The sequence below is a fragment of the Rhizobium sp. 01T417 genome (genome assembly GCF_056398905.1).
This window is the reverse complement of the sequence record NZ_JBFTQH010000052.1, coordinates 1-22880: the sequence shown is the minus strand read 5'-3', so window position 1 is coordinate 22880 and position 22880 is coordinate 1. Positions and strand designations below refer to the sequence as shown.

Below are 22880 nucleotides of genomic sequence, written 5' to 3'. Positions count from 1 at the left end.
TTGGAGATGAAGCAGGCGAGATCGGCGGTTCAGGGTCGGGCAGGCTGCGCACTCATAGAGCTTGCGTGCCGCGCATGTTACGTGTTTCGGACATGATTCCCACCAAACTGGAATATTGCGGCGGTACGAGATGTCGGGACACGGCAAGTTAGAAGAAATCGAAGACGCCGACGAATCGTCGGTACGTGAATTCTTCAGGCGCTACCGTGCGCACCTGACAGCGCTGGCGACGCTCGCGCTGTTCTGTCTCGTCGGCTTCGCAATCGTGCAACTGACGAACGAAGTGCGATATGACGACGTCGTTCAGGCGCTGGCCGACACCAAGGTCAGCTCGATTTTTCTGGCCCTCCTGTTCACCGGCATGAGCTTTCTTGCCCTCGTTTTCTATGACGTCAATGCCATTGAATATGTTGGCCGCAAGCTGCCATTTCCGCAGGTGGCGCTGACCGCCTTCAGCGCCTATGCGGTCGGCAATACGGCGGGCTTCGGGGCGCTGAGCGGCGGTGCAATCCGCTATCGCGCCTATTCGCGCCTCGGCCTGACGCCTGAGGAGATTGGCCGGGTCATCGCATTCGTGACGCTGTCGTTCGGCCTCGGGCTTGCGGGCGTTGCCGCTATCTCGCTCCTGATCATCGCCGATGAAATCGCGCCTCTGATCAATGTCGGCAGCCTGACCCTGCGGCTGATGGCCGGTATGGTCATTGCCGGCCTCGGCGTCATCATGTTCCTGGGACGCGAGGGGCGCGCAGTCCACCTCGGTCCCGTCTCGGTCCGATTGCCGGACTCGCGCACATGGTCGCGGCAGTTCCTGGTGACCGCCTTCGACATCGCCGCCTCGGCGACCGTCCTTTATGTCTTGCTGCCACAGGCCGCGATCAGCTGGCCGGTATTCCTGGCTGTCTATGCCATTGCGGTTGGGCTTGGAGTGTTGAGCCATGTACCGGCCGGCCTCGGTGTGTTCGAGACCGTTATCATCGCTTCGCTTGGCAGCGCAGTGAACATCGACGCAGTGCTTGGTTCGCTGGTTCTCTACCGCCTGATCTATCACGTTCTGCCGTTGCTGATCGCTGTGCTGGCCGTCTCGGCAACCGAGCTTCGCCGGTTTGCCGATCACCCGGTTGCGTCAGGCATCCGACGGATCGGCATCCGGCTGATGCCGCAGTTGCTCTCGACCCTATCGCTCCTCCTCGGCGTCATGTTGATCTTTTCGAGCGTGACGCCGACGCCGGACCAGAATCTCGAGTTTCTTGCGAACTACCTGCCGTTGCCGCTCGTCGAGGGGGCGCATTTCCTCTCCAGCCTGCTCGGGCTGACACTGGTCGTTGCGGCACGCGGTCTCGGCCAGAAGCTCGACGGTGCCTGGTGGGTGTCGATCCTGTCGGCCGCGGCGGCGTTGACCTTGTCGCTGCTGAAGGCGATTGCACTGGTCGAGGCCTGTTTCCTCGGTTTCCTGATCTTCGGCCTGTTCGTCAGCCGCCGGCTGTTTCGCAGACATGCGTCCCTTCTCAACCAGACGCTGACGGCCTCATGGCTGACGGCGATCGCCGTGATCTGCGTCGGTGCGATCGTGATCCTGCTCTTCGTCTATCGTGACGTCGAGTACAGCAACGAGCTCTGGTGGCAGTTCGAATTTGCCGGCGAGGCCCCGCGCGGTCTGCGCGCCGTGCTCGGCCTTACGATCATTTCCTCGGCGATTGCGATCTTCAGTCTGCTCCGTCCGGCGACGGTCAAGCCGGAACCTGCTTCCACCGACGCGTTGCAGCGGGCGGTCGGTATCGTCGAGAAGCAGCGCTTTGCCGACGCCAATCTGGTGCGCATGGGCGACAAGAGCATCATGTTCTCGGAGAAAGGCGACGCTTTCATCATGTATGGAAGGCAGGGGCGCTCCTGGATCGCTCTTTTCGATCCGATCGGGGAGCGCAGCGCCATTCCAGAGCTGGTCTGGCGTTTCGTGGAGTCCGCACGCGCCGCCGGCTGCCGCGCAGTCTTTTACCAGATCTCTCCGGCGCTTCTTTCGCATTGTGCCGATGCAGGGCTGCGTGCCTTCAAGCTCGGCGAGCTTGCCGTTGCCGATTTGAAAACCTTCGAGATGAAGGGCGGCAAGTGGGCAAACCTGCGGCAAACCGCGAGCCGCGCGCAACGCGACGGCCTTGAATTCGAGGTTATCGCGCCGGAAGACGTTCCCGCCGCAATGGATGAGCTTGGCTCGGTTTCGAATGCGTGGCTCGAGGATCACAATGCCAAGGAGAAGGGTTTCTCGCTCGGTGCGTTCGATCCAGACTATATCGTTGCCCAACCCGTCGGCATCCTGAAGCGCGAAGGCAGGATCGTGGCCTTCGCCAACATCCTGATCACCGCCGCGAAGGACGAGGGGACCATCGACCTGATGCGGTTCTCCCCGGATGCGCCGAAAGGGTCGATGGACTTCCTCTTTGTCCAGATCATGGAATATCTGCGCGACCAGGGGTTTGCGCATTTCAATCTCGGCATGGCGCCGCTTTCGGGCATGTCGAAGCGCGAGATGGCGCCGGTCTGGGACCGCGTCGGCAGCACCGTCTTCGAACACGGCGAGCGGTTTTATAACTTCAAGGGCCTCAGGGCCTTCAAATCAAAGTTCCATCCGCACTGGCATCCGCGGTATCTTGCGGTTTCGGGTGGAGGCAATCCGATGATCGCTCTGATGGACGCAACATTCCTGATCGGCGGCGGATTGAGAGGGGTAGTGAGGAAATGATGAAAAGACACCTTCTTGCAGCCGTCTGCGCCCTGTCGCTGTCCGTTCCGGCGGCAATGGCGGCGACCGAGACGACACAGAGCTTCGAGACCGGGCTCATTCCTTCGCCGCATATTTTCCTGCCCGAAGGCGACGTGAAAGGCGCCGTTGTGCTGATCTCGGATGGCGCCGGCTGGGGCGATAATGAGAAGGCAGAGGCAAACCGTCTCGTCGAGCAGGGAGCCGTCGTCATTGGCATCGATTTCGTGGCCTATATGGAGGCGCTCAGAAACTACGACGTCAGCCAGAATGACGGCTGCATCTACATGGTGTCCGATCTTGAATCGCTGAGCCAGCAGGTACAGCGCGCGGCGGGCAACAGTGCATACCATCTGCCGATCGTTGCCGGCGTCGGCGAGGGCGGTGCGCTGGCGCTGGCGATCGCGGCGCAGACCCCGGATGCGACGATCGGCCAGACGCTGGCGATCGATCCAGTTGCCGGGATTCCGCTTACCAAGGAACTGTGCACGCCGGCGAAGAAGCAGACGGTCGGCGACCGCATGATCTATGGGCTCAGCGAAACATCGCTGCCGGACCCGATCATCGCCTCGTTTACGGCGGCAGCACAAAAGGAGGGCCGTGCGCATGTCGAAGAACTCAAGAAGCAGCACTCGGACATCGATATCCGCGATTCCGGGGACGATGCCCAGACGACGCTTGCCGACACGCTCTCGGACCTGATCGACGCCTCCGGCAGTGCTGACAATCCGCTCGGCCTCCCGCTCACCATTCTCGATGCCAAGCCGGCTTTCGACACGATGGCGGTCATCTACTCCGGTGATGGCGGGTGGCGCGATATCGACAAGGAGGTTGGTGCGGCGCTGCAGAAGCAGGGTGTGCCGGTCGTCGGCATCGACTCGCTGCATTACTTCTGGTCGGAGCGCCAGCCGCAGCAGACGGCGGACGATCTCGGCAAGATTATCGAGCTTTATCGCAAGCAGTGGAAGGTGAAGCACGTTCTGCTGATCGGCTATTCCTTCGGCGCCGATGTCGTGCCTGCCGCGTTTACGCGCCTGAAGCCGGCCGCCAAGGCAACCGTCGCGCAGATGTCGCTCCTGTCCCTGTCGCATGAGGTCGATTACCAGATCTCCGTCATGGGCTGGCTCGGCCAGAAGACGGAAGGTGCGGGCGGCGATCCGGTTGATGACCTGAAGAAGGTCGACCCCAAGATCGTCCAGTGCATCTACGGAAAGGAAGATGACGACGAGGTGGCCTGCCCTGATCTCAAGGACAGCGGTGCCGATGTGATTGCCCTTGCCGGCGATCACCACTTCGATGAGAACTATGAGCTCTTGAGCAAGACGATCATCGACGGGCTGAAGGCGCGGCTTCAGGACTAGGCTGCGTCGCGCCGCCCAGGCTAGCGCATCAACTGCTCTTCACTCCAGCCGAGAGCGGCGATATCGCCGCTCCGGAAGCGACCATCATCGGCAACGATGAATTCATCGAGCTGCGGTGGATGTACGCTCGTTCCTGCCAACATCGCATGAACCTGGCCGCGATGATGCGTCTGGTGTTGGAACAGGTGGTTTAAAACGTCTTCCATCCGCTCGCGCTGAATGCGCCCCGCACGATGGATCTCGGTCGTCGACGCCAGCTTTTCCGGCGTTGCCGGCTCGCAAAGCGCGACTAGCCGACGATCGACTTTGGCCTGCTCTGCGGCAAGCGCCGCGATGTCGTCGAATGGCTCCTCGACATCCCAGGCGGTAGGCCCAAGCGTGCCGCCTTCGAGCGCATCAACGTAAAACCAGTCGACCGTCAGAATATGGTTGAGCGTCGCCTTGATCGACGGAAAGAAGCTTACGCGTGCCGCCTCGAACTCTCCCGGCTTCAACGTGCTGCAGGCTTCATGCAGGCGATGGTTCGCAAGCGCATTGTTATAGGCAAGCTTCCGTGTGGTCCTGCATGGGTCGAAAGTCGGCATCGGTAACTCCGTTTCTTGACGGGCAACCCGCAAGCGTCAGTCGTCCTCCTGGAACAAGCGAAACTGTGCCGCTTCCAGATCCTTTGGGGGCTGCATGCCGAGGTGCTTCCAGGCCGTCGCGGTCAGGACGCGGCCGCGTGGGGTGCGCTGAATGAAACCCTGCTGAATCATGTAGGGCTCGATGATGTCCTCGATCGCGTCGCGTGGTTCGGAAAGCCCTGCGGCGATGGTTTCGATGCCGACGGGGCCGCCGCCGAAATTGACCGCGATCATGTTGAGGTAGCGCTTGTCGAGCTGGTCGAGGCCCATGTTGTCGACGAGCAGCCGGGTCAGCGCCTCATCGGCAATCTCGCGGGTGACGGCTTCAGCCTTCGCCACTTCCGCGAAATCGCGCACGCGCCGCAGCAGGCGACCGGCAATACGGGGCGTTCCACGAGCGCGCCGGGCGATTTCCCGTGCACCCTCGTCGGTCATGGGCAGGTTCATCAGGCGTGCGCCGCGTCGAACGATCAGCTCCAATTCCTCGACGGTATAGAAGCTCAGGCGCACGGGAATGCCGAAACGGTCGCGAAGCGGCGTGGTCAAAAGGCCAAGGCGGGTCGTTGCTGCAACTAGGGTGAATTTCGACAGGTCGATCTTGACAGAGCGCGCGGCTGGTCCCTCGCCGATGATGAGGTCGAGCTGGAAATCCTCCATCGCGGGGTAGAGGATTTCCTCGACGGCCGGGTTGAGCCGGTGAATTTCGTCGATGAAGAGCACGTCGCGCTCTTCGAGATTGGTCAGTAGAGCGGCGAGATCGCCCGCCTTGGCAATAACCGGACCGGACGTCGAGCGGAAATTGACGCCGAGTTCCTTCGCCATGATCTGCGCGAGCGTCGTCTTGCCGAGGCCGGGCGGGCCAACGAAAAGGACGTGATCCAGCGCCTCACCACGGTTCTTCGCCGCCTCGATGAACACCTTCAGGTTTGCGCGCGCTTCCGCCTGTCCGGTGAACTCGTCCAGCGACTGCGGCCGCAGCGTCACATCCAGGTCTTCGCCTCGTTTCTCGGCCGATATCAGGCGCGCGGCTTCACTCATGCTGGCATTTCCCAATCTTCAAACGCTCGTGACCAATACACCAAGCCGAACGCTTTTGGCACCCGCTCGGGCAATTGGATCAGCGAGCCAGTTCCTTCAACCCAAGGCGGATGAGCTTGGCGCTGTCGGCGCCTTCACCGGCGGTCTTCATTGCGGCGGCAACGGCATTGGCAGCCTGGTCGCGGGAATAGCCGAGGTTCGTCAGCGCGGATACCGCGTCGGCGACAGGGGCAGCGGCAACACCTTCACCGAGCTCCTGCTTGAGGCCGATGGTGGCCGACGCTTCTCCGGCGAAGGCCGGCGCCTTGTTCTTCAGTTCGGTGACGATGCGCACGGCAACCTTGGGACCAACGCCCTGAGCGCGGGCGACTGCCGTGCGATCCTGCAGCGCGATGGCGTTCGCCAGTTCGCTTGGAGGCAGGGTCGAAAGGACGGCGAGCGCCACCTTTGCACCAACGCCCTGTACGCTCTGCAGGAGAATGAACCACTCTCTCTCGAGCGCGGTCATGAAGCCGAAGAGCTTCAGCTGGTCTTCGCGAACATAGGTCTCGATGAAAAGCACACAGGCCTCGCCCACCGAGCCGAGGCGGGAGAGCGTGCGCGCCGAGCAGAAGGCGACGTAGCAGACGCCGTGGACATCGACGAGGACGTAGTCATCGCCGATTTCATCGATGGTGCCTTTGAGCTTGCCGATCATGCAAATGGTCCGTTCGGTGGGTTTTCAGTGAAGATTAGCCGGCAAGCGCCGCCTGCCGCATGCGGCTGCTGCCGCGGTTATGAGCGTGGCAGATGGCGATGGCCAGCGCATCAGCCGCGTCGTTGCCCTTGAATTCGACCTTGGGCATCAGGATTTTCAGCATCATGTGGATCTGCTGCTTCTCGCCGTGGCCGACACCGATGACCGCCTTCTTGACAGCGTTTGGCGCATATTCGGCGACGGGCAAACCGGCGCGGGCAGGGACCAGCATGGCAATGCCGCGTGCCTGCCCGAGTTTCAGCGTTGCAACGGCGTCCTTGTTGACGAAGGTTTGTTCGACGGCAGCCTCATCAGGCTGATAGCTGTGCACGACTTCCGCCAGGCCATCGTGCAGCTGGCAAAGGCGCGAGGCCAGGTCCAGGTCGCCGTCCGAGGTGACCGTACCGGACGCGACGAAGCGCAAGGAATTGCCGAGCGTGTCGATAATTCCCCAGCCCGTGCGGCGCAGGCCCGGATCAACGCCGATGATGCGAATCGTATTTTGCATGCTTCACCCTATTGCACTCGCCAAATAACTGCCATCGATATGTGAACAAAACAAAAACATTCCTTGTTTTTGCCACGCGCTGTTTACGGCAATTTAAGCTCCATAGCCGACTTTTGATCCACAAAATGTCAGAGGAACTCCCTTCTCAGGAAGGCAAGGTTCCCGTTTTCTGTTTTCAGGTCAGCCGGCAGGATGTTCCACGCTCTGCCGGTATGAGCCGTTCCGGAAGGGTTCATCGTTCATGGTTCAGAGATTTAAATCCCTGTCCTTCAAGGTCATCGCGACATTTATACTGCTGACCGCACTGTCGATTGCGGTCATCAACGTGCTTGCTTACTTCGCCAGCAGCCGCATTTCCGGTGAGCAGGCACTCAAGGCGAAGGAGAGCGTCCTGATCTTCCGCGGCGACATGCTGCAGGATCAGCTTGAGCAGTTGGAAAACCAGGCGAACTCGATTGCGCGCATCGAAGCGTTGCAGATGTCGATTACAAGCCTGAAGAGCGGTTGGAAGACAATCGAGAAGACGTCGGGTGATGCGCGCGCCGAATTGAAGAAGGTGTTCATCACCAACAATCCGAACCCGGCCGACCAGCGCGAAAAACTGGTGAAGCCGCAGGCACCAAGCGGCTTCTACTACTCCAACCATGAAACGACGCAGGGTGAAGTGGCCCGCGACCTGGAGAATACCGCCTTCAGCGACCTGCTGATCGCCGATCTCGATGGCAACGTCCTCTACTCCTACAAGAAGAACGACGATTTCGCGGAGAACCTGAAGACCGATGCATGGAAGGCGACCGGCGCCGGCCTTGCCTTCGCCAAGGCGATCGCCAACACCGCAAAGGCGACTGACGATTCCGCCCCCACCGGCTTTTCCGGTCTTCGCGTCGACGCGGCGAACGGCAAGTCGGCAATCTTCTATGCCGTGCCGATCGTCAAGCTCGGCGCGGCGAAGGGCGTGATGCTCTTCAAGGTCCGCGACAACATCATCACCAGCATTCTCGCCAAGGGCATCGTGTCCGGTAGCACGGCGCAAGCCGCTATCATCTCGGATGACGGATCGGCGATCGGCGTAAACTCGTCCGGCCAGCTGGCAACGCTCGATACCACGCCTTTCACCTTCGCGAAGGACGCGCTGTCGGCCAAGGGCATGACGGTCGACGACTTCGATCGCGCCGATGGCTCGGCACGAGCCTATGTTCGCGGCATCGATTATCAGGGCTCCCGCTTCCTCGTCGTGGAAAGCGTCCGCATCAGCGAACTCAATGCTGGCTCGCTGGAGATCGCCACGCTCCTGACGATGATTGCGTTTGGTGTTCTGATCATCATGGCCGTGGCAACCTGGGCCATCACCAAGCTGCTGTTCTCGCCGCTTGCCCGGCTCGCGGACGTCACGCGTGACGTCGCCGACGGCAACCTCGAAGTCGAGATCGGCAGCCAGAACCGCGGCGACGAAATCGGCACGATGGCCAAGGCATTGGCGCGGTTCAAGCAGTCGCTTGTCGAGAGCCGCGACCTGGAAGCTGCCAGCAACGAAACGCGGGCTCGCGCGGAGCGGGATCGCCAGCAGCACATGGCTGAGCGCGAGGCGGAAGCACGGACCCTGCAGGAAGTCGTCCAGGCGATCGACGAGGGCCTGCATCACCTTGCCAACGGCGATCTTGCCCATCAGATCGAGACCCGCTTCCCGAACGAACTCGAAGGCCTCCGGGTCAACTTCAACGAGGCGCTGGCTACCCTCAGCGAAACGATGACGGCGATCGGCGGCAACTCCATGGCCGTGCGTTCGGGTTCCGAGGAAATGCGCACCGGTGCCGATGAGCTTGCCGGTCGGACCGAGCGGCAGGCCGCCTCTATCACCGAGACCGCGAATGCGATCGATGCGATCACCCAGTCGGTCCGCGTTCAGATCGAGCGTGCGGAGCAGGCCGAACGCATCGCCCGCGACGCCAAGCGGGAGACGACCGGCTCCAGCCAGATCATGCGCGAGACAATTGCCGCGATGGAGGCGATCCAGGCGTCGTCGCGCCAGATCAATTCGATCATCGCCGTTATCGATGCGATCGCCTTCCAGACCAACCTGCTGGCGCTCAATGCCGGCGTCGAGGCTGCACGGGCAGGCGAGTCCGGTAAGGGCTTCGCCGTGGTCGCCATGGAAGTGCGCGAACTGGCACAGCGTTCATCGAGTGCCGCAAAGGAAATATCAAGCCTCTTGCAGAAGTCCACGCATGAAGTGGAGATGGGCGTGTCGCTCGTCGAGCGTGCCGGCGACGCGCTGACGGGGATCGGCAGCCATGTGGAGGCAATCAACGGCCAGATCAGCGAGATCATGGAAACGACGCGCGAGGAAGCCGACACCCTGCGTCAAATCAACTCCGCGGTCTCAGAGCTTGATGCGATGACGCAGCAGAATGCCGCCATGGTCGAGGAAACGACGGCTGCGATCCATCGGCTCGCGACCGAAGCGGTCGAAATGGACCGGCAGCTGGCGAATTTCACGCTGGCGCAGGCGGAACATCACCAGGGCGCCGAGGTACACCTGCTGCGACGTCGGGCTTGAACCGTGATCGGCAGATGAACGAGGGCCGGGAGACCGGCCCGGGAGACCGGCCCTTTTTCTTTCCCGCTCGTTTGGAATGGGCCGAGCGGCCACCTACATAGACCTGTCCTTCCAATTACCGACAGGCTTCGTCATGGTTCCCTTCTCCATTCTCGATCTCTCTCCTGTTCCAGAAGGCGGGACGATCCGCCAGTCGCTCGAGAGTTCGGCGCGCATGGCGCAGAAGGCCGAAGGGTTCGGGTACAACCGCTTCTGGCTTGCGGAACATCACGGCATGCCGGGTATTGCCAGCGCGGCTACGGCGGTCGTGATCGGCCACGTCGGCGCGGCAACCAAGCGGATCCGCATCGGCTCGGGCGGCATCATGCTGCCGAACCACTCGCCGCTTGTCATTGCAGAGCAATTCGGAACGCTGGAAGCGCTGTTTCCGGGCCGCGTCGATCTCGGCCTGGGGCGTGCGCCCGGCACCGACATGCGGACCGCCCAGGCCCTGCGGCGCAATCTCGATGCGGGGGCCCAGAGCTTTCCGAACGACGTGGTCGAATTGCAGCAGTTGCTGGGCACGCCGATCGAGAACCAGGCGATCCTTGCGGTTCCCGGCATGAATTCCAACGTTCCGATCTGGCTTCTGGGTTCCAGCCTCTACAGCGCGCAGCTCGCCGCGATGTTGGGGCTGCCTTATGCCTTCGCCTCGCATTTTGCGCCGGACTCGCTGCTTGATGCCATTGACATCTATCGCAGCCGCTTCACACCTTCCGCCATGCTCGACAAGCCCTATGTCATGGTTGGTGTCATGGGGTCCGTTGCCGCAACGGATGAGGAGGCGCAATACCATTTCACCTCGGCCCAGCAGCAGTTCGTCAATCTGCGCCGCAATGTGCGTGGCCAGTTTCCGCGGCCGGTCGCCGATATGGGGAGCTTCTGGTCCCCGATGGAGAAGCTGACGGTCGAGCACACGCTGCGCTATGCCGTCGTCGGGTCGCCGAAGACCGCGGAGGCAAAGCTCACCGAATTCCTTGCCGAGACGCAGGCGGATGAAGTGATCATCTCCATGCCGATCCACGATATCGAGGCGAGATTGAAATCGGTCGAGCTTTTCGCCGGGCTTGGAAACTTCCTTCGCGCTGCGGCCTAATGCCGCGCATCGCGGGCGCTTCGTGGCCTACAGCCATTTGTGCGAATTGACTTAACGCAGCCGGACCATAGCTTTGCTTGATCACACATGTCGTTTGCACAGCGTTGTGGCGACGCAAGTGTGATGGACGGCGCACGCCGCAAATCGCGCGCGCGGCCGGTTTCGAGCAACCTTTGGAGGATGAGGATTGCTATGCGTTACCACGGTCTTGCTGCTTTGATTTCACTGATCTGTCTTTCCGCCTCGTCTGCAATCGCCCAAGAGGGCGACGTGGCGGCCGGGGAAACGGTCTTTAAGAAGTGCGCGGTCTGTCATATTGCCGACACCGACAAGAACAAGGTCGGGCCGTCGCTGAACCACCTGTTCGGCCGAACAGCCGGGACGCATCCGGATTTTGCCTATTCAGCGGCGATGAAGGCGGCGGGCACAGCCGGGTTGGTCTGGGACGAAGCGACTCTGCGCGATTATCTTCACGACCCAAAGTTGAAGGTTAAGGGTACGAAGATGGTGTTCGTCGGGCTGAAGGACGACGGCGATATCACCAATCTGCTAGCTTATCTCAAGCAATTCTCGAAATGAAATCAGCTTATTGATGTAGAGGCAGACGGCTCGTTGGCGTCATTTCGCGCCATTGCCGTGATGTTTTGTTTATGAGATAGTCCTAACGCAAGTGCCAGCGGATTGCGGGTAATTTCCACAGCCGGCCGGGCATTGGGAGGAACGCATGGTTGTCGTGCTGGTTCTCGGTCTGATCGTCATCGGGTCGGTGGTTTTCCACCTGCTCAGCCCGTGGTGGTGGACTCCGATCGCTTCGAACTGGAACTACATCGACAATACCATCATCATTACATTCTGGATCACCGGCATCGTCTTCGTCGCGGTGATCTCCTTCATGGCCTACTGCATCTTTCGTTTCCGCCATCGGCCGGGCAATCGGGCCGCCTACGAGCCCGAGAACAAGCGTCTGGAATGGTGGCTTGCCGGCAGCACGGCCCTTGGTGTGGCAGCGATGCTGGCGCCTGGTCTCGTCGTCTGGAACCAGTTCGTGACGGTGCCGCCGGATGCTGGCGAAATCGAAGTCGTAGGGCAGCAGTGGCTGTGGAATTTCCGGTTGCCGGGCGCCGATGGCAAGCTCGGCAGGGCAGACAATCGAGCGGTGACCGCCGACAATCCGCTCGGCGTGATCAGGAACGATCCGGCTGGCCTCGACGACATCATCATCTCAGGCGCCGAACTGCACTTGCCGATCGGCAAGTCGGTCCGCGTACACCTGCGCTCGATCGATGTGCTGCATGATTTCTACGTTCCCGAGTTCCGGGCGAAGATGGACATGATCCCCGGTTCGGTCACCTATTTTTGGTTCACGCCGACGCGGACGGGCACCTTCGAAGTGCTGTGCGCGGAGCTTTGTGGCGTCGGACATCCGCAGATGCGAGGGACTGTCGTCGTCGACGAGCCGGACGCCTACCAGGCGTGGCTCGCGCAGCAGCAGACGTTTTCGCAGCTGATGGCAGCGGTTGAACCGGCCAAGTAGGCCGGCGTTGCGGCCGGGGGAGCGGCCGTAACGGGAGGAGGAAGGAAGGCATGCGATGGTTGATATTCCAACCAGTGCCGGCGATGTTATCCCACCCGCCGAGGTGGCGGATGTTGAGCTCTATCATCCGACGAGCTGGTGGACGAAATACGTCTTCAGTCAGGATGCCAAGGTCATTGCCATTCAGTATTCGGTGACGGCCTTTTCGATCGGTCTGGTGGCGCTGGTGCTGTCGTGGCTGATCCGCCTACAGCTCGGTTTTCCCGGCTATTTTTCCTTCATCGATGCGGATCATTATTACCAGTTCATCACCATGCACGGGATGATCATGGTGATCTATCTCCTGACCGCGCTTTTCCTCGGCGGCTTCGGCAATTACCTGATTCCGTTGATGGTCGGCGCCCGCGATATGGTGTTCCCCTATGCGAACATGCTGAGCTACTGGCTTTATCTGCTGGCCGTGATCGTGCTTGTTGCGGGCTTCTTCGCCCCTGGCGGACCGACGGGGGCCGGCTGGACGCTTTACCCGCCGCAGGCACTGACGTCAGGTACGCCAGGCGGGCGCGACTGGGGTATCATCCTGATGCTCTCGTCCCTCATCATCTTCATCATCGGCTTCACGATGGGTGGCTTGAACTATGTCGTCACCGTGCTGCAAGGGCGGGCGCGCGGCATGACGCTGATGCGGATGCCATTGACAGTATGGGGCATTTTCACAGCAACCGTCATGGCGTTGCTGGCTTTCCCGGCGCTCTTCGTCGCCGCCGTCATGATGCTGTTTGACCGGCTGCTCGGCACCAGCTTCTTCATGCCTGCGATTGTCGAAATGGGAGAGCAGCTGAAATCCGATGGCGGTAGCCCGATCCTGTTCCAGCACCTCTTCTGGTTCTTTGGGCATCCGGAAGTCTACATCGTCGCGCTTCCGGCATTCGGCATCGTCTCCGATCTTATCAGCACGCATGCGCGCAAGAACATCTTCGGCTACCGCATGATGGTCTGGGCGATCGTGATTATCGGGGCGCTGAGCTTCATCGTATGGGCGCATCACATGTATGTCAGCGGCATGAACCCGAATTTCGGGTTCTTCTTCGCCACGACAACGTTGATCATCGCCGTGCCGACCGCGATCAAGGTCTACAATTGGGTGCTGACGCTGTGGCGGGGTGATATCCACCTGACGCTGCCGATGCTGTTTGCCATCGGTTTCATCGTGACCTTCGTCAATGGCGGGCTGACCGGACTGTTCCTCGGCAACGTCGTGGTGGACGTGCCACTGTCCGATACGATGTTCGTGGTAGCGCATTTCCACATGGTGATGGGCGTCGCGCCCATCATGGTGGTCTTCGGCGCAATCTATCACTGGTATCCGAAGATTACCGGGCGGATGCTCGACGAGGTTCTCGGTCGGATCCATTTCTGGGTTACCTTCATCGGCGCCTATGCGATCTTCTTCCCCATGCATTATGTAGGCCTGGTGGGCGTGCCGAGGCGCTATTTCGAGCTTGGCGACACGGTTTTCATTCCGCCTTCGGTGCATGACCTGAACATGTTCATTTCGGTCGCGGCGCTTGTCGTCGGGGCGGCGCAGATGGTGTTCCTGTTCAATATCATTTGGAGTCTGTTCCGCGGTCGCGAGGCCGGTGGCAATCCGTGGCGAGCGACGACGCTCGAGTGGCAGACTCCTCAGACGCCGCCCGCCCATGGCAACTGGGGCAAGGAGCTTCCGATCGTCTATCGCTGGGCCTACGACTACAGTGTACCCGGCGCTCCCGAAGACTTCATACCCCAGAACCAGCCGCCTATGGCCGGAGTGTCGAGGGCGCACACATGAGTGTGGTTCTTGTCTTTCTCGCGGGAATAGCCGCAATCGTCATCTGGTGGCTGTCCGGGCAGAGGATGATGTCGAAGCCATGGATGGAGGTCGGCACGCTTGATGATATCGCGGGACCGGCGAAGCCGCCGATCCCGACCGCCAAGATCGGCCTCGGCATTTTCCTCGCGGTGGTCGGCGCGCTCTTTTCCCTGTTGGCCAGTGCTTATCTTTCGCGAATGAGCGGTGCGGATTGGTGGGCAATGCCCGTTCCTCGGCTTCTTTGGGCGAATAGCGCTGTCTTGATCGCCAGTTGCGCGGCTCTGCAATGGGCGGTGGTTGAAGCGCGCCGGGGCGCCGGTGACGGCCTGCGGCTTGCGCTTGATATAGCGCTGGCGACCGCAGTGCTCTTTCTTGCCGGGCAGGTCGTCGCCTGGCTGCAGCTGGTCGCGGCCGGATATGTCCTTTCCGATAACCCGGCAAACAGTTTCTTCTACATGCTGACGGGATTGCATGGCCTGCATATCCTCGGTGGGCTGGCAGTGCTTGCGCGAACCAGATTGCGCTTGCTCGCAGGCGGCACCGCCGCTTCCGCCAGGCTGCGCCTCGGTGTCGAGCTCTGCGCCACCTACTGGCACTTCATGCTCGTCGTGTGGCTGCTTCTCTTCGCGCTTTTTACCGGCTGGGCAAACGACTTCGTCGATCTCTGCCGCCAACTCGTTTCTTAAGGGGTGGAAGATGGCCGAACTGACCCGAATGCAAACCGACGACGTCGCCATGGGGCCGCCCGCCGGCCTGCGCGGCGTGGCGGCCGACTTTGCCTCGGACCAGCGGGCGTTCAAGAACGTCTCCTGGGGCAAGGCCATGATGTGGATCTTTCTCCTCAGCGATACTTTTATCTTCGGCTGCTTCCTGCTGGCCTATATGACCGCGCGGATGTCGACGCCGGTTCCGTGGCCTAATCCGAGCGAGGTCTTCGCGCTCAATATCGGCGGCCAGGAGGTCCCGCTGATCCTCATCGCGATCATGACCTTCATCCTGATCAGCAGCAGTGGCACGATGGCCATGGCTGTCAATTTCGGTTATCGCCGCGAGCGCGGGAAAACGGCCGCTTTGCTGCTTCTGACCGCCGCGCTCGGCGCGACCTTTGTCGGAATGCAGGCTTTCGAATGGACGAAGCTCATCACCGAAGGCGTGCGCCCCTGGGAAAACCCGTGGGGCGCGGCACAGTTCGGATCATCCTTCTTCATGATCACCGGTTTTCACGGGACGCACGTGACCTTCGGCGTAATCTTCCTGCTGGTTACCGCGCGCAAGGTATGGCGCGGGGACTTCGATACGGGCCAGCGCGGCTTCTTCACAAGCCGCAGGGGCAGCTATGAGAACGTCGAGATCATGGGCCTGTATTGGCACTTCGTCGACCTCGTCTGGGTCTTCATCTTTGCCTTCTTCTATCTGTGGTGAGGTCGCATCCATGGCACAGGCACAAGCACACTCCGGCCAACAGCATCCGATCAGGCTCTACCTCGTCGTCTGGGGATTGCTGTTCGTCCTCAGCACCTTCTCCTATCTCGTCGATTATCTCGGTATCCAGGGCTATCCCCGGTGGACGCTCATCATCGTGTTCATGATGCTAAAGGCCGGACTGATCGTTGCCATTTTCATGCACATGGCCTGGGAACGGCTGGCGCTCGTCTACGCGATATTGCTGCCGCCGCTGCTCGTCCTCGTCTTCGTGGCGATGATGGCGTCGGAGTCGCACTACACGATCTTCACCCGGCTTGCCTTCCTCGGCGGGGCCGGTCCCTGAGTCGGCCGTTGCAGGGCTGCATGATCTTCTCGTTCGGATAGACGCCCGATAGGGCGGACTGGCGAACGAACCCGCCGACGTCATGGCCGGTCACCTCGACATTGCATCATGTACCATCACATGAGCGGACGGCGACCCGGACGCGCGCCGCGAGCTTTGCAACGGCATTCGCCGGCGAGGCCATCCAGGGGCCGATCAGCGCAGTGCGGTGGCTGGATAGCAGCGCGCGATGCATGCAGCCGGAGATGCCATCGGCGGATGTCATTTGGCTGGAGAGCACGATGCCGAGCAAGCAGCACGCCCAGCCGGTGTGCTGCACGGTATCGACGGCGTGCCATGGCCTAGTTGCAGGATGCCATGCGCTTCAGGGCAGCGGTCACCCCGTTCAGCGAATAAGTATAGGTGGTCGCCGTGCCGCGCTGGGAGACCGCTTCGACCGTCATGTCGCTACCGGAGCGCATGGCGCTGATGACGTCATGCTCGCGCGATTCTTCAAGCACCCAGGCGGACTTGCCCCTGGTGAACATCGTAAACGTCTTGTCGCCGATTGCGATCTTGGCCCGGGAGCCAGGCTTCAGTTCGTAGCCCATGATCGCTTGCGGCTCATATCCGGCGCCCGGCGCCCGACCGATCACGAAGTAATTGCTGCCATGATCGACGCTTGCCGGTTGCTTGCTTGTCGGCACTGTCAGCAAATAGCACACCCTCTCGCCGCCCTTGCTGTAGGAATAGACGCCCCAGTCCTCGAACTGCTTGACCATTGTCGGCTGCGCATGGGCGGCAATTGCACCGGCAAGAGTGAAGGAGAGTACGAGAGCTATTCTTTTCATGGGCATTTTCCCCGCCGAAAGTGTGAGAGACGCTGGTCTTGGAACAGACCGGCTGGAGCGAACGCGGCGCATTCAAGTCGGCGAGGGTTACCGAGACCTTAATGGCGGGCTGGGGGTAACGAACGTGTGACCGATCGATCGCCTGATGTGAATGGATGGCCAAAACGAAAGGCCGGTCATGTCTTCCATGGCCGGCCCGCAGGCCTAAGGCTCCTCTTCGCCTGATGTTCCGGATGTCAGTTGCCTGTCTGCCGCACCGTCTTCTGAGCGATCGCCTTGGCAAGATCGTCACGCTCCTCGCAGCCGTTCGGGCAAAGCATCGTCAGTCGTGCGAGCTGGTCGTTCGCCTTGGCCATGTCGCCGGTCTCGACGTAGAGTTCGCCCAGATATTCGCGGGCGGCCTTGTGGTCGGGCTCGAGCTCCAGCGCCTTGGTGTAATAGGTCAGCGAGGTCCGGTAGTCTCCGGTCTTGCGCAGGGTAAAGCCAAGCAGATTGTAGACGTCTGCCTGCTGCGTATCCTCGGCAAGGCCGCGAAGCTCGTCCCGCGCCCCCTGATAATCCCCGGCAGCGATCTTGGCGCGCACCGACGTCAAATCTGGCGCATTGGTGGATTCGATATTGTCGATGGCGAAGGCCGGAACGGCTTGGATCGCGGGAAGGGCAGCGGTTGCCGCGATCAAGGCGATCGTGCCTGCCAGAACATGTCTCTTCATGATCGTTTCTCCTTCAGTTTCTCATGCCTGGAACTTGGGGGTGAAACCGTAGACGTTGCCGTCCTTGACGAAGGTGCCGGAGCCCGGGAACGGAAAATGCGAGCCGCAGATCGCGATCTTGTCTGCGATGACGCGGTCGATCAGCTTGCGGCGCGTCTCGATCGCCATCGGCCCGTCCTGGTCGTAGGCGCCCTGCCATTCCGGATGCGGGGCGAGCAAGGCCGGCACGTACATGATGTCGGCCGACACCATCAGCTGTTCGTTTCCGCCGTCGACGAGATAGACGGAGTGGCCGGGCGTATGTCCCGGCGCTGATATCATGCGGATGCCGGGCGCTACCTCGGCGCCGTCTTCGACGAGTTTCCAGTTCTGCCATTTCGGGAAAACATTGGCGATGCGCTGGCCGGCGGCCTTACGGCTTTCCGCCAGCTTTTCGACTCGGCCAGACTCCGTCCACCAGCTATACTCGGCTGCGTTGACGATCAGTTCGGCATCGGGAAAGACGGCCGCATTGGTGCCCTTGTCCATCAGGCCCCAGACGTGGTCCGGATGGAAATGTGAGAGCATGACCGTGTTGATCTTCCTGTAGTCGATGCCCGCCGCCGCCATGTTGGCGGGTAGGTGTGTCGCATTCGCCTGCCACTGGCCGACGCCCGATCCGGCATCCATCATGATCAGCCGGTCGCCCATCTTGAGGACGACGACGGTGAGGGGGATCGGCATGAAACCGGTCGGCAGGCCGGCCTTGGCAAGCGCCTCCTTGGTGTCTTCGATTGAGGCGTTCTTGATGAAGCCTGGGTCGTGCGGCTTTCGCCAGATACCGTCATAGATGGCGGTGACCTCGACCGATCCGACCCTATATCTGTAGAAGCCGACGCTCGGCTCGTCGGGCGTTTCGGCAAAGACCGGTGAAACGAATTCCAGTTTCGAGGCAAGGCCGAAGGCGGCGCCTGCGGCGGCGGTGCCGAGAACGGTACGGCGTGTCATGGTGAACATCGCAAGTCTCCTCTTGTCGGGTGCTATGATGCAGCGGCAACACGACAATGGGTGCCGCCGCTGCCAGACAAGATCGAGGCCGGCCGGCAGTTATTCCCGGCATGCCGGGCAATCTTCCTAAGCCGATGAAACCGATGAGAGATTTTTCGCGACGGCATCCAGAACCCTTCCCGTGAACGCTTTTCCTCGAAAAAAATCGCGCCGGGACGGAATAAAATGACGGTCAGGGCGATCTATCTTGCGGAAGGCATAAGGGCGATCCGATGCGGTCGGCCGAACCCGGGGAAGACGATGACAGAGGCTGAGATCGCGGATTTCCTTTCATTCGAATGCCAGCGCACGCCATTAGGTGCCGATCGGGCGATTGCCGGTACTGGGCGGATGGCGGCTCGCCTTCTGAAAGCCCTCACCGCCATGATCGGCATGTCGTTGGCGATGACGCGGCCGCTGCTCGACCCGCAAGCGGCCACGATGAGGACGCCTGCCGCATCGGCCGAAACGATGCAACGCTTCCAGAAGGCCATCCTTCCGCAGCTGGACGACGCCTACAATTTCGCCCGCTTCCTCAGTCGCGATCCCGATGCTGCTGGAGATATCGTCCAGGAAGCCTTCCTGCGCGCCTATCGGAGCTTCGAAGGCTATCGCGGCGGCGATCCGCGCGCCTGGATGTTTTCGATCGTCAGAAATTGCTACCGCGCCTGGCTACTCGACGGCCGCCGGAAGGCGCATTTCGAAGTGCCGATGGCCGAGGACGTCTCGACCGGTGAAGCGGATATCGCGACTTGCCAGATCGCGTCCGACGACGACACGCCGGAAGCGTCCGTGATCCGCAAGAGCGAGTCCGAGCGCGTACGGCGGGTCATCGGCGATCTTTCCGACCCGATGCGGGAGGTGCTGGTGCTGCGGGAACTCGAGAGCCTGTCCTATCGGCAGATCGCCGAAATCATCGACGCGCCGATCGGCACCGTCATGTCCAGGCTCGCGCGGGCACGGGAGGAGTTCGGCAAAGCCTGGCTGGCCCTGGAAAAGAGCGGGGTGGCGCCATGAGCGATGAAAGCCATAGAGCCTGTCCCGAATGGAGCGACATGCTGCACGGTTTCGTCGACGGTGAGCTCGATTCGGTCCATTCGGCGCAATTCGAGGCGCATCTTGCCGGTTGCGCCTCCTGCAGCGCCGCGCTGGCAAGGGTGACTGCCATGCGGAAGGTCATCGGTGGAAACGGGGTCAAATGGCGCGCGCCGGAAGAAGTGCGTTCTCGGGTCCTAAGTAGCCTGTCCCTCGAGACTGCCGCCACCGTGGATCCGGAGAAGGCGGCTGCGGCCGAAAACGGCATCTGGCCGCGGATCTTCGCGTTCATCCGGCAATGGAGCCTTGTGCCGTCGCTTGCTGCGCTGGCCGCAAGTCTCTTCCTGTTCGTCAATCTGCCGCGTGGGATAGATATCCAAGATCAGATCGTCGCCAGCCATGTCCGCTCGCTGCTTGCCGATCACCTGGCTGATGTGCAGACCTCGGATCGACACACCGTCAAGCCCTGGTTCAACGGCAAGATCGACTTCTCTCCGCCAGTCGTCGATCTCGCGGCCCAGGGGTTTCCCCTGATCGGGGGCAGGGTCGACTACGTTGGCGGACGGGTCGTCGCGGCTCTGATCTATCGGCTCCGCGGACACGTGATTAATCTCTTTATATGGCCGGGTACGTCGACGGCACCGGGCAGCGCGGAACGCGAGGGATACAATATTAGTCGATGGTCGAGCGGCGGACTGGTGTTCTGGGCGATAACCGATGCCAGCGCCGAAGATCTTGCCGCATTCCGCAAGAATTTTATAGCGCAGGCCGGCTTGGCGCCCGAGGAAGAGCGTCCTTGAAACGAAAGCGCCGGCGGGAAGAATCCGGCCGGCGCGATAACATGATGCTTCCTTGCAGGTCTCAGGCCGAAAGCTTGGCCAGAACCTCTTCGTCGACTTCGAAATTCGAGTAGACGTTCTGGACATCGTCATCGTCTTCCAGGCTGTCGATCAGCTTCAGCAGCGACTGGGCACGTTCTTCGTCGACGGGCACGTTGTTCTGGGCGCGCCAGACCGCCTTGACGGTTTCGGCTTCACCGAGCGAGCCTTCTAGGGCCTTGGCGACTTCGCCGAGGGATTCAAAGGCGCAGGTGATGTAGTGGCCTTCTTCGTCGGTCTCGACGTCGTCGGCACCGGCTTCGATCGCCGCTTCCATCATCTTGTCGGCATCGCCAGCGGACAGCTTGTAGGTGATCTCGCCGACGTGGTCGAAAGAGAAGGAAACCGAGCCGGTTTCTCCAAGTGCACCGCCGGCCTTCGTAAAGATCGAGCGGACGTTGGAGGCGGTGCGGTTGCGGTTGTCGGTCAGCGCCTCGACGATGATCGCCGTGCCGCCCGGGCCGTAACCCTCATAACGGACTTCATCGTAGTTCTCGCCGTCGGCACCGGAGGCCTTCTTGATGGCGCGGTCGATATTGTCCTTTGGCATGGACTGCGCCTTGGCGTTCTGGATCGCCAGACGCAGGCGGGCGTTCATCGAAGGGTCGGGCAGACCGGCCTTGGCCGCAACCGTGATTTCACGTGCGAGCTTGGAGAACATTTTCGATCGCACGGCATCCTGACGGCCCTTGCGATGCATGATGTTTTTAAACTGTGAATGGCCAGCCATGGCACCCCTGTTCACGTCGTATTGTTAGGAATGGGCCGCCTTATAAGAGCGAAATTGGCCGCATTCAAGGGAAAACGGCTCTGTCGCGCCGGTCGCCCGCGTATCCGGAATGGCGGAACAAACCCCAGGAAGTTGACGTTTCACCCACGGACCCTCGAAATGGAAGGAAGTGCTATGGCTAGTTTCAACGAGGCGCGGGAACACCCGGCACGCCAGCTCTGGGACCAGGTGAACGACATTCATGCCGGCATGCTCGGCGTGGACGGGGCCGACATGCACATGCAGCCGATGGCGCCGAACGCCGATCCGAAGACCAACACGATCTGGTTCTATACGAAATCCGATGCGGCGATCGTACGTGCGATCAAGCCGGGGACTCGGGCGCATTTCTGCGTGGTCGGCAAGGATCACGACTACCATGCCTGCCTTGCCGGCAAGATCGAGGTGCGGCCCGACCAGTCAAAGGTAGACGAGTATTGGAACTCGCTCGTCGCCGCCTGGTATGACGACGGCAAGAAGGATCCGAAGCTCACGATGCTCGCCATGCATGTCGACGACGCCGAGATCTGGGTTTCGACAGGCAATAAGCTGAAGTTCGGCTGGGAGATCGCCAAGGCCAACCTCGACGATGACAAGATGCCCGATGTCGGCATCAGGCAGCACTTGCAGTTCGCCTGAGAAGAATAGGCCCGGTGCAGTCCGGGTCTTTTACTGCATGCCCTTCGCGACATAGATCAGCGGCTTTTTCGGCAAGGTGCGCAGCGAGACGGAGATCGTGTTCGTCGGCGCGTAGCTGATGTCGAAATCGGGTCCGAACATCGACAGGAAGCTTTGCAGTGGGCGCGGCTGATGCATCGGCAGGATCAGCGAGGCGCGCAGGCGCTTGATGACGCGGCTCATGCTGTCGGAACCCATCGTCAGCCCACCATCCACCGGCACCATCACGACATCCAGCCGGCCGATGTCCGTGTAGTGGGCCTCCGTCAGTTCGTAATGCAGATGGCCGAGATGACCGATGCAGAGACCGGCAACCTCGAAGATGAAGATCGAGTTCCCATCTTGCTGCGGCGCGCCTAAGCCGCCCCTGATATCGGTTGTGACGTTGCGGATGTAGGTGTCTCCGACCACGAGGTTGATCTTGGCCTTTTCGCCCGGGACGTCGCTCCATCCATGCAGTACATATTTGATGGCCGGGTCGGTCACCAGAGTATAGTGCGAGGAATGGGCGCGGTTCATGGTGACGACCATTGGCGCCTGTGGCGGCGAGTACCAGCCGCTGTAATCGGTCGCGATCGTTACGCCGCCTGGCGTTTCAATGAGGAAGGTGGAGTGCCCGATGTAGGTCAGCGCAACCGATTGGTCGGTGGCGCCGGCACCGATGATCGGTGCCGGGCCTGTGAAGCTGGCAAAGGTCGCTTGCGGGATCGATTGGGCGATGGCCTGGCACTGGCTGACGTTTCGCTGTTCCTCCTGAGCGGCGGCGGCTTCCGCGGCAACCAGGACCATCAGGCAGGCGATTGCGAAAACAAGAAAACGCGGCTTCATGCCACTTCCTCCAGCGCTCTCACGGATAGGCTCGGGAGGATGCGGCAAGGCGCAGCAGCGGTCCAGTTGAAATCCAGAGTCGCTTCTCACGTTTGCGTCATGGCGGGAAAGGCTCTAGGTGTGTAGTCCCTGAGTGTGATGGTGCATCATTGAACCTGAGTCGTCAGGAAGAGGATGCATTATGGGAAGTATTCTTCACGGCAGCGCCCGCACGACGCCGCGTCTTCGAGCCGAACTCCAAGCGTCGCAAGAAAGTACC

General features: G+C 61.0%; 22 protein-coding genes. 13 read left to right on the top strand and 9 right to left on the bottom strand.

Translation table 11 applies throughout. The features are described 5' to 3' along the window. The first annotated feature begins 130 nt into the window (after nt 1–130). Both mprF and AC1DPR_RS28740 read left to right on the top strand, forming a co-directional pair. The gene (gene mprF / locus AC1DPR_RS28745; RefSeq protein WP_477817692.1) at nt 131–2734 is read left to right on the top strand and encodes a bifunctional lysylphosphatidylglycerol flippase/synthetase MprF; all 2604 of its coding nucleotides are present in this window, start codon (nt 131–133) and stop codon (nt 2732–2734) included. After that, nucleotides 2731–4113: a virulence factor family protein gene (locus AC1DPR_RS28740; RefSeq protein ID WP_025660890.1), complete on the top strand. Its 1383-nt coding sequence runs from the start codon at nt 2731–2733 to the stop codon at nt 4111–4113. The genes mprF and AC1DPR_RS28740 overlap by 4 nt, the downstream gene beginning before the upstream one ends. Nucleotides 4114–4133: 20 nt before the next feature. Here the strand turns inward: AC1DPR_RS28740 and AC1DPR_RS28735 are convergent, their stop codons facing one another. The 4 genes from AC1DPR_RS28735 to ruvC form a co-directional block, all read right to left on the bottom strand. Further along, complete coding sequence (locus tag AC1DPR_RS28735; RefSeq protein ID WP_477817691.1) at nt 4134–4697, bottom strand: DinB family protein; 564 nt, start codon at nt 4695–4697, stop codon at nt 4134–4136. Between the two features lie 36 nt (nt 4698–4733). Then, complete coding sequence (gene ruvB / locus AC1DPR_RS28730) at nt 4734–5774, bottom strand: Holliday junction branch migration DNA helicase RuvB (RefSeq protein ID WP_007527359.1); 1041 nt, start codon at nt 5772–5774, stop codon at nt 4734–4736. Nucleotides 5775–5853: 79 nt separating this feature from the next. After that, nucleotides 5854–6471, bottom strand: coding sequence for a Holliday junction branch migration protein RuvA (gene ruvA, locus AC1DPR_RS28725; RefSeq protein WP_018858853.1), 618 nt, complete (start codon nt 6469–6471; stop codon nt 5854–5856). A 34-nt stretch (nt 6472–6505) separates the two neighbouring features. After that, the gene (gene ruvC, locus AC1DPR_RS28720; RefSeq protein WP_018858852.1) at nt 6506–7018 is read right to left on the bottom strand and encodes a crossover junction endodeoxyribonuclease RuvC; all 513 of its coding nucleotides are present in this window, start codon (nt 7016–7018) and stop codon (nt 6506–6508) included. A gap of 241 nt (nt 7019–7259) precedes the next feature. On the opposite strand from ruvC, the gene AC1DPR_RS28715 reads away from it, so the two are divergent. From AC1DPR_RS28715 to AC1DPR_RS28680, 8 genes are all read left to right on the top strand, one after another. Next, nucleotides 7260–9575 carry a methyl-accepting chemotaxis protein gene (locus tag AC1DPR_RS28715; RefSeq protein ID WP_192241694.1) on the top strand — a complete coding sequence of 772 codons (2316 nt, stop codon included), beginning with the start codon at nt 7260–7262 and terminating at the stop codon, nt 9573–9575. 133 nt (nt 9576–9708) lie between these two features. After that, nucleotides 9709–10710, top strand: a complete 1002-nt coding sequence (locus AC1DPR_RS28710; RefSeq protein ID WP_026372006.1) for an LLM class flavin-dependent oxidoreductase — start codon at nt 9709–9711, stop codon at nt 10708–10710. Between the two features lie 192 nt (nt 10711–10902). Beyond that, on the top strand, nt 10903–11289 hold the full coding sequence (locus AC1DPR_RS28705; RefSeq protein WP_026372005.1) for a c-type cytochrome: 387 nt from the start codon (nt 10903–10905) through the stop codon (nt 11287–11289). A gap of 145 nt (nt 11290–11434) precedes the next feature. After that, a complete protein-coding gene (locus AC1DPR_RS28700; protein WP_018858848.1) occupies nt 11435–12244 on the top strand; it encodes a cytochrome c oxidase subunit II in 810 nt (269 codons plus the stop codon). A gap of 55 nt (nt 12245–12299) precedes the next feature. Next, nucleotides 12300–14075, top strand: coding sequence for a cytochrome c oxidase subunit I (ctaD, locus tag AC1DPR_RS28695; protein WP_477817690.1), 1776 nt, complete (start codon nt 12300–12302; stop codon nt 14073–14075). Beyond that, entirely contained in the window at nt 14072–14782 is a 711-nt protein-coding gene (locus tag AC1DPR_RS28690; RefSeq protein WP_477817689.1) for a cytochrome c oxidase subunit 3, read from the top strand. The genes ctaD and AC1DPR_RS28690 overlap by 4 nt, the downstream gene beginning before the upstream one ends. 10 nt (nt 14783–14792) lie before the next feature. Continuing rightward, nucleotides 14793–15518 carry a heme-copper oxidase subunit III family protein gene (locus AC1DPR_RS28685; RefSeq protein ID WP_018858845.1) on the top strand — a complete coding sequence of 242 codons (726 nt, stop codon included), beginning with the start codon at nt 14793–14795 and terminating at the stop codon, nt 15516–15518. Nucleotides 15519–15528: 10 nt separating this feature from the next. Further along, nucleotides 15529–15864, top strand: coding sequence for a cytochrome C oxidase subunit IV family protein (locus AC1DPR_RS28680; RefSeq protein WP_018858844.1), 336 nt, complete (start codon nt 15529–15531; stop codon nt 15862–15864). Between the two features lie 341 nt (nt 15865–16205). On the opposite strand, the gene AC1DPR_RS28675 is transcribed toward AC1DPR_RS28680, so the two are convergent. The 3 genes from AC1DPR_RS28675 to AC1DPR_RS28665 form a co-directional block, all read right to left on the bottom strand. Then, nucleotides 16206–16694, bottom strand: coding sequence for an invasion associated locus B family protein (locus AC1DPR_RS28675; RefSeq protein WP_018858842.1), 489 nt, complete (start codon nt 16692–16694; stop codon nt 16206–16208). Nucleotides 16695–16930: 236 nt separating this feature from the next. Beyond that, complete coding sequence (locus tag AC1DPR_RS28670; protein ID WP_477817688.1) at nt 16931–17407, bottom strand: tetratricopeptide repeat protein; 477 nt, start codon at nt 17405–17407, stop codon at nt 16931–16933. A gap of 21 nt (nt 17408–17428) precedes the next feature. Next, entirely contained in the window at nt 17429–18403 is a 975-nt protein-coding gene (locus tag AC1DPR_RS28665; RefSeq protein WP_477817687.1) for an MBL fold metallo-hydrolase, read from the bottom strand. Nucleotides 18404–18619: 216 nt separating this feature from the next. Here AC1DPR_RS28665 and AC1DPR_RS28660 point away from each other — a divergent pair, with 216 nt between their 5' ends. Then, complete coding sequence (locus AC1DPR_RS28660; protein WP_477817686.1) at nt 18620–19450, top strand: sigma-70 family RNA polymerase sigma factor; 831 nt, start codon at nt 18620–18622, stop codon at nt 19448–19450. Then, nucleotides 19447–20268 (top strand): anti-sigma factor family protein, encoded by an 822-nt coding sequence (locus tag AC1DPR_RS28655; protein ID WP_477817685.1) that lies wholly within the window; start codon nt 19447–19449, stop codon nt 20266–20268. The genes AC1DPR_RS28660 and AC1DPR_RS28655 overlap by 4 nt, the downstream gene beginning before the upstream one ends. 61 nt (nt 20269–20329) lie before the next feature. On the opposite strand, the gene AC1DPR_RS28650 is transcribed toward AC1DPR_RS28655, so the two are convergent. After that, nucleotides 20330–21076, bottom strand: a complete 747-nt coding sequence (locus AC1DPR_RS28650; protein ID WP_025660905.1) for a YebC/PmpR family DNA-binding transcriptional regulator — start codon at nt 21074–21076, stop codon at nt 20330–20332. A gap of 174 nt (nt 21077–21250) precedes the next feature. Between AC1DPR_RS28650 and AC1DPR_RS28645 the strand changes: the two genes are divergently transcribed. Further along, on the top strand, nt 21251–21754 hold the full coding sequence (locus tag AC1DPR_RS28645; protein WP_018858835.1) for a pyridoxamine 5'-phosphate oxidase family protein: 504 nt from the start codon (nt 21251–21253) through the stop codon (nt 21752–21754). A gap of 30 nt (nt 21755–21784) precedes the next feature. Here AC1DPR_RS28645 and AC1DPR_RS28640 read toward each other — a convergent pair whose 3' ends face one another. Continuing rightward, the gene (locus tag AC1DPR_RS28640) at nt 21785–22621 is read right to left on the bottom strand and encodes an MBL fold metallo-hydrolase (RefSeq protein ID WP_477817684.1); all 837 of its coding nucleotides are present in this window, start codon (nt 22619–22621) and stop codon (nt 21785–21787) included. Nucleotides 22622–22880: the final 259 nt, after the last annotated feature.

Coding starts and splice junctions, on each gene's coding strand:
- AC1DPR_RS28710 (WP_026372006.1), top strand. CDS start 9,709: ATGGTTCCCTTCTCCATTCTCGATCTCTCTCCTGTTCCAGAAGGCGGG.
- ruvC (WP_018858852.1), bottom strand. CDS start 7,018: ATGCAAAATACGATTCGCATCATCGGCGTTGATCCGGGCCTGCGCCGC.
- AC1DPR_RS28645 (WP_018858835.1), top strand. CDS start 21,251: ATGGCTAGTTTCAACGAGGCGCGGGAACACCCGGCACGCCAGCTCTGG.
- AC1DPR_RS28655 (WP_477817685.1), top strand. CDS start 19,447: ATGAGCGATGAAAGCCATAGAGCCTGTCCCGAATGGAGCGACATGCTG.
- AC1DPR_RS28660 (WP_477817686.1), top strand. CDS start 18,620: ATGACGGTCAGGGCGATCTATCTTGCGGAAGGCATAAGGGCGATCCGA.
- ruvA (WP_018858853.1), bottom strand. CDS start 6,471: ATGATCGGCAAGCTCAAAGGCACCATCGATGAAATCGGCGATGACTAC.
- ruvB (WP_007527359.1), bottom strand. CDS start 5,774: ATGAGTGAAGCCGCGCGCCTGATATCGGCCGAGAAACGAGGCGAAGAC.
- AC1DPR_RS28685 (WP_018858845.1), top strand. CDS start 14,793: ATGGCCGAACTGACCCGAATGCAAACCGACGACGTCGCCATGGGGCCG.
- AC1DPR_RS28735 (WP_477817691.1), bottom strand. CDS start 4,697: ATGCCGACTTTCGACCCATGCAGGACCACACGGAAGCTTGCCTATAAC.
- AC1DPR_RS28700 (WP_018858848.1), top strand. CDS start 11,435: ATGGTTGTCGTGCTGGTTCTCGGTCTGATCGTCATCGGGTCGGTGGTT.
- AC1DPR_RS28680 (WP_018858844.1), top strand. CDS start 15,529: ATGGCACAGGCACAAGCACACTCCGGCCAACAGCATCCGATCAGGCTC.
- ctaD (WP_477817690.1), top strand. CDS start 12,300: ATGGTTGATATTCCAACCAGTGCCGGCGATGTTATCCCACCCGCCGAG.
- AC1DPR_RS28690 (WP_477817689.1), top strand. CDS start 14,072: ATGAGTGTGGTTCTTGTCTTTCTCGCGGGAATAGCCGCAATCGTCATC.
- AC1DPR_RS28705 (WP_026372005.1), top strand. CDS start 10,903: ATGCGTTACCACGGTCTTGCTGCTTTGATTTCACTGATCTGTCTTTCC.
- AC1DPR_RS28650 (WP_025660905.1), bottom strand. CDS start 21,076: ATGGCTGGCCATTCACAGTTTAAAAACATCATGCATCGCAAGGGCCGT.
- AC1DPR_RS28640 (WP_477817684.1), bottom strand. CDS start 22,621: ATGAAGCCGCGTTTTCTTGTTTTCGCAATCGCCTGCCTGATGGTCCTG.
- AC1DPR_RS28675 (WP_018858842.1), bottom strand. CDS start 16,694: ATGAAAAGAATAGCTCTCGTACTCTCCTTCACTCTTGCCGGTGCAATT.
- AC1DPR_RS28740 (WP_025660890.1), top strand. CDS start 2,731: ATGATGAAAAGACACCTTCTTGCAGCCGTCTGCGCCCTGTCGCTGTCC.
- AC1DPR_RS28665 (WP_477817687.1), bottom strand. CDS start 18,403: ATGTTCACCATGACACGCCGTACCGTTCTCGGCACCGCCGCCGCAGGC.
- mprF (WP_477817692.1), top strand. CDS start 131: ATGTCGGGACACGGCAAGTTAGAAGAAATCGAAGACGCCGACGAATCG.
- AC1DPR_RS28670 (WP_477817688.1), bottom strand. CDS start 17,407: ATGAAGAGACATGTTCTGGCAGGCACGATCGCCTTGATCGCGGCAACC.
- AC1DPR_RS28715 (WP_192241694.1), top strand. CDS start 7,260: ATGGTTCAGAGATTTAAATCCCTGTCCTTCAAGGTCATCGCGACATTT.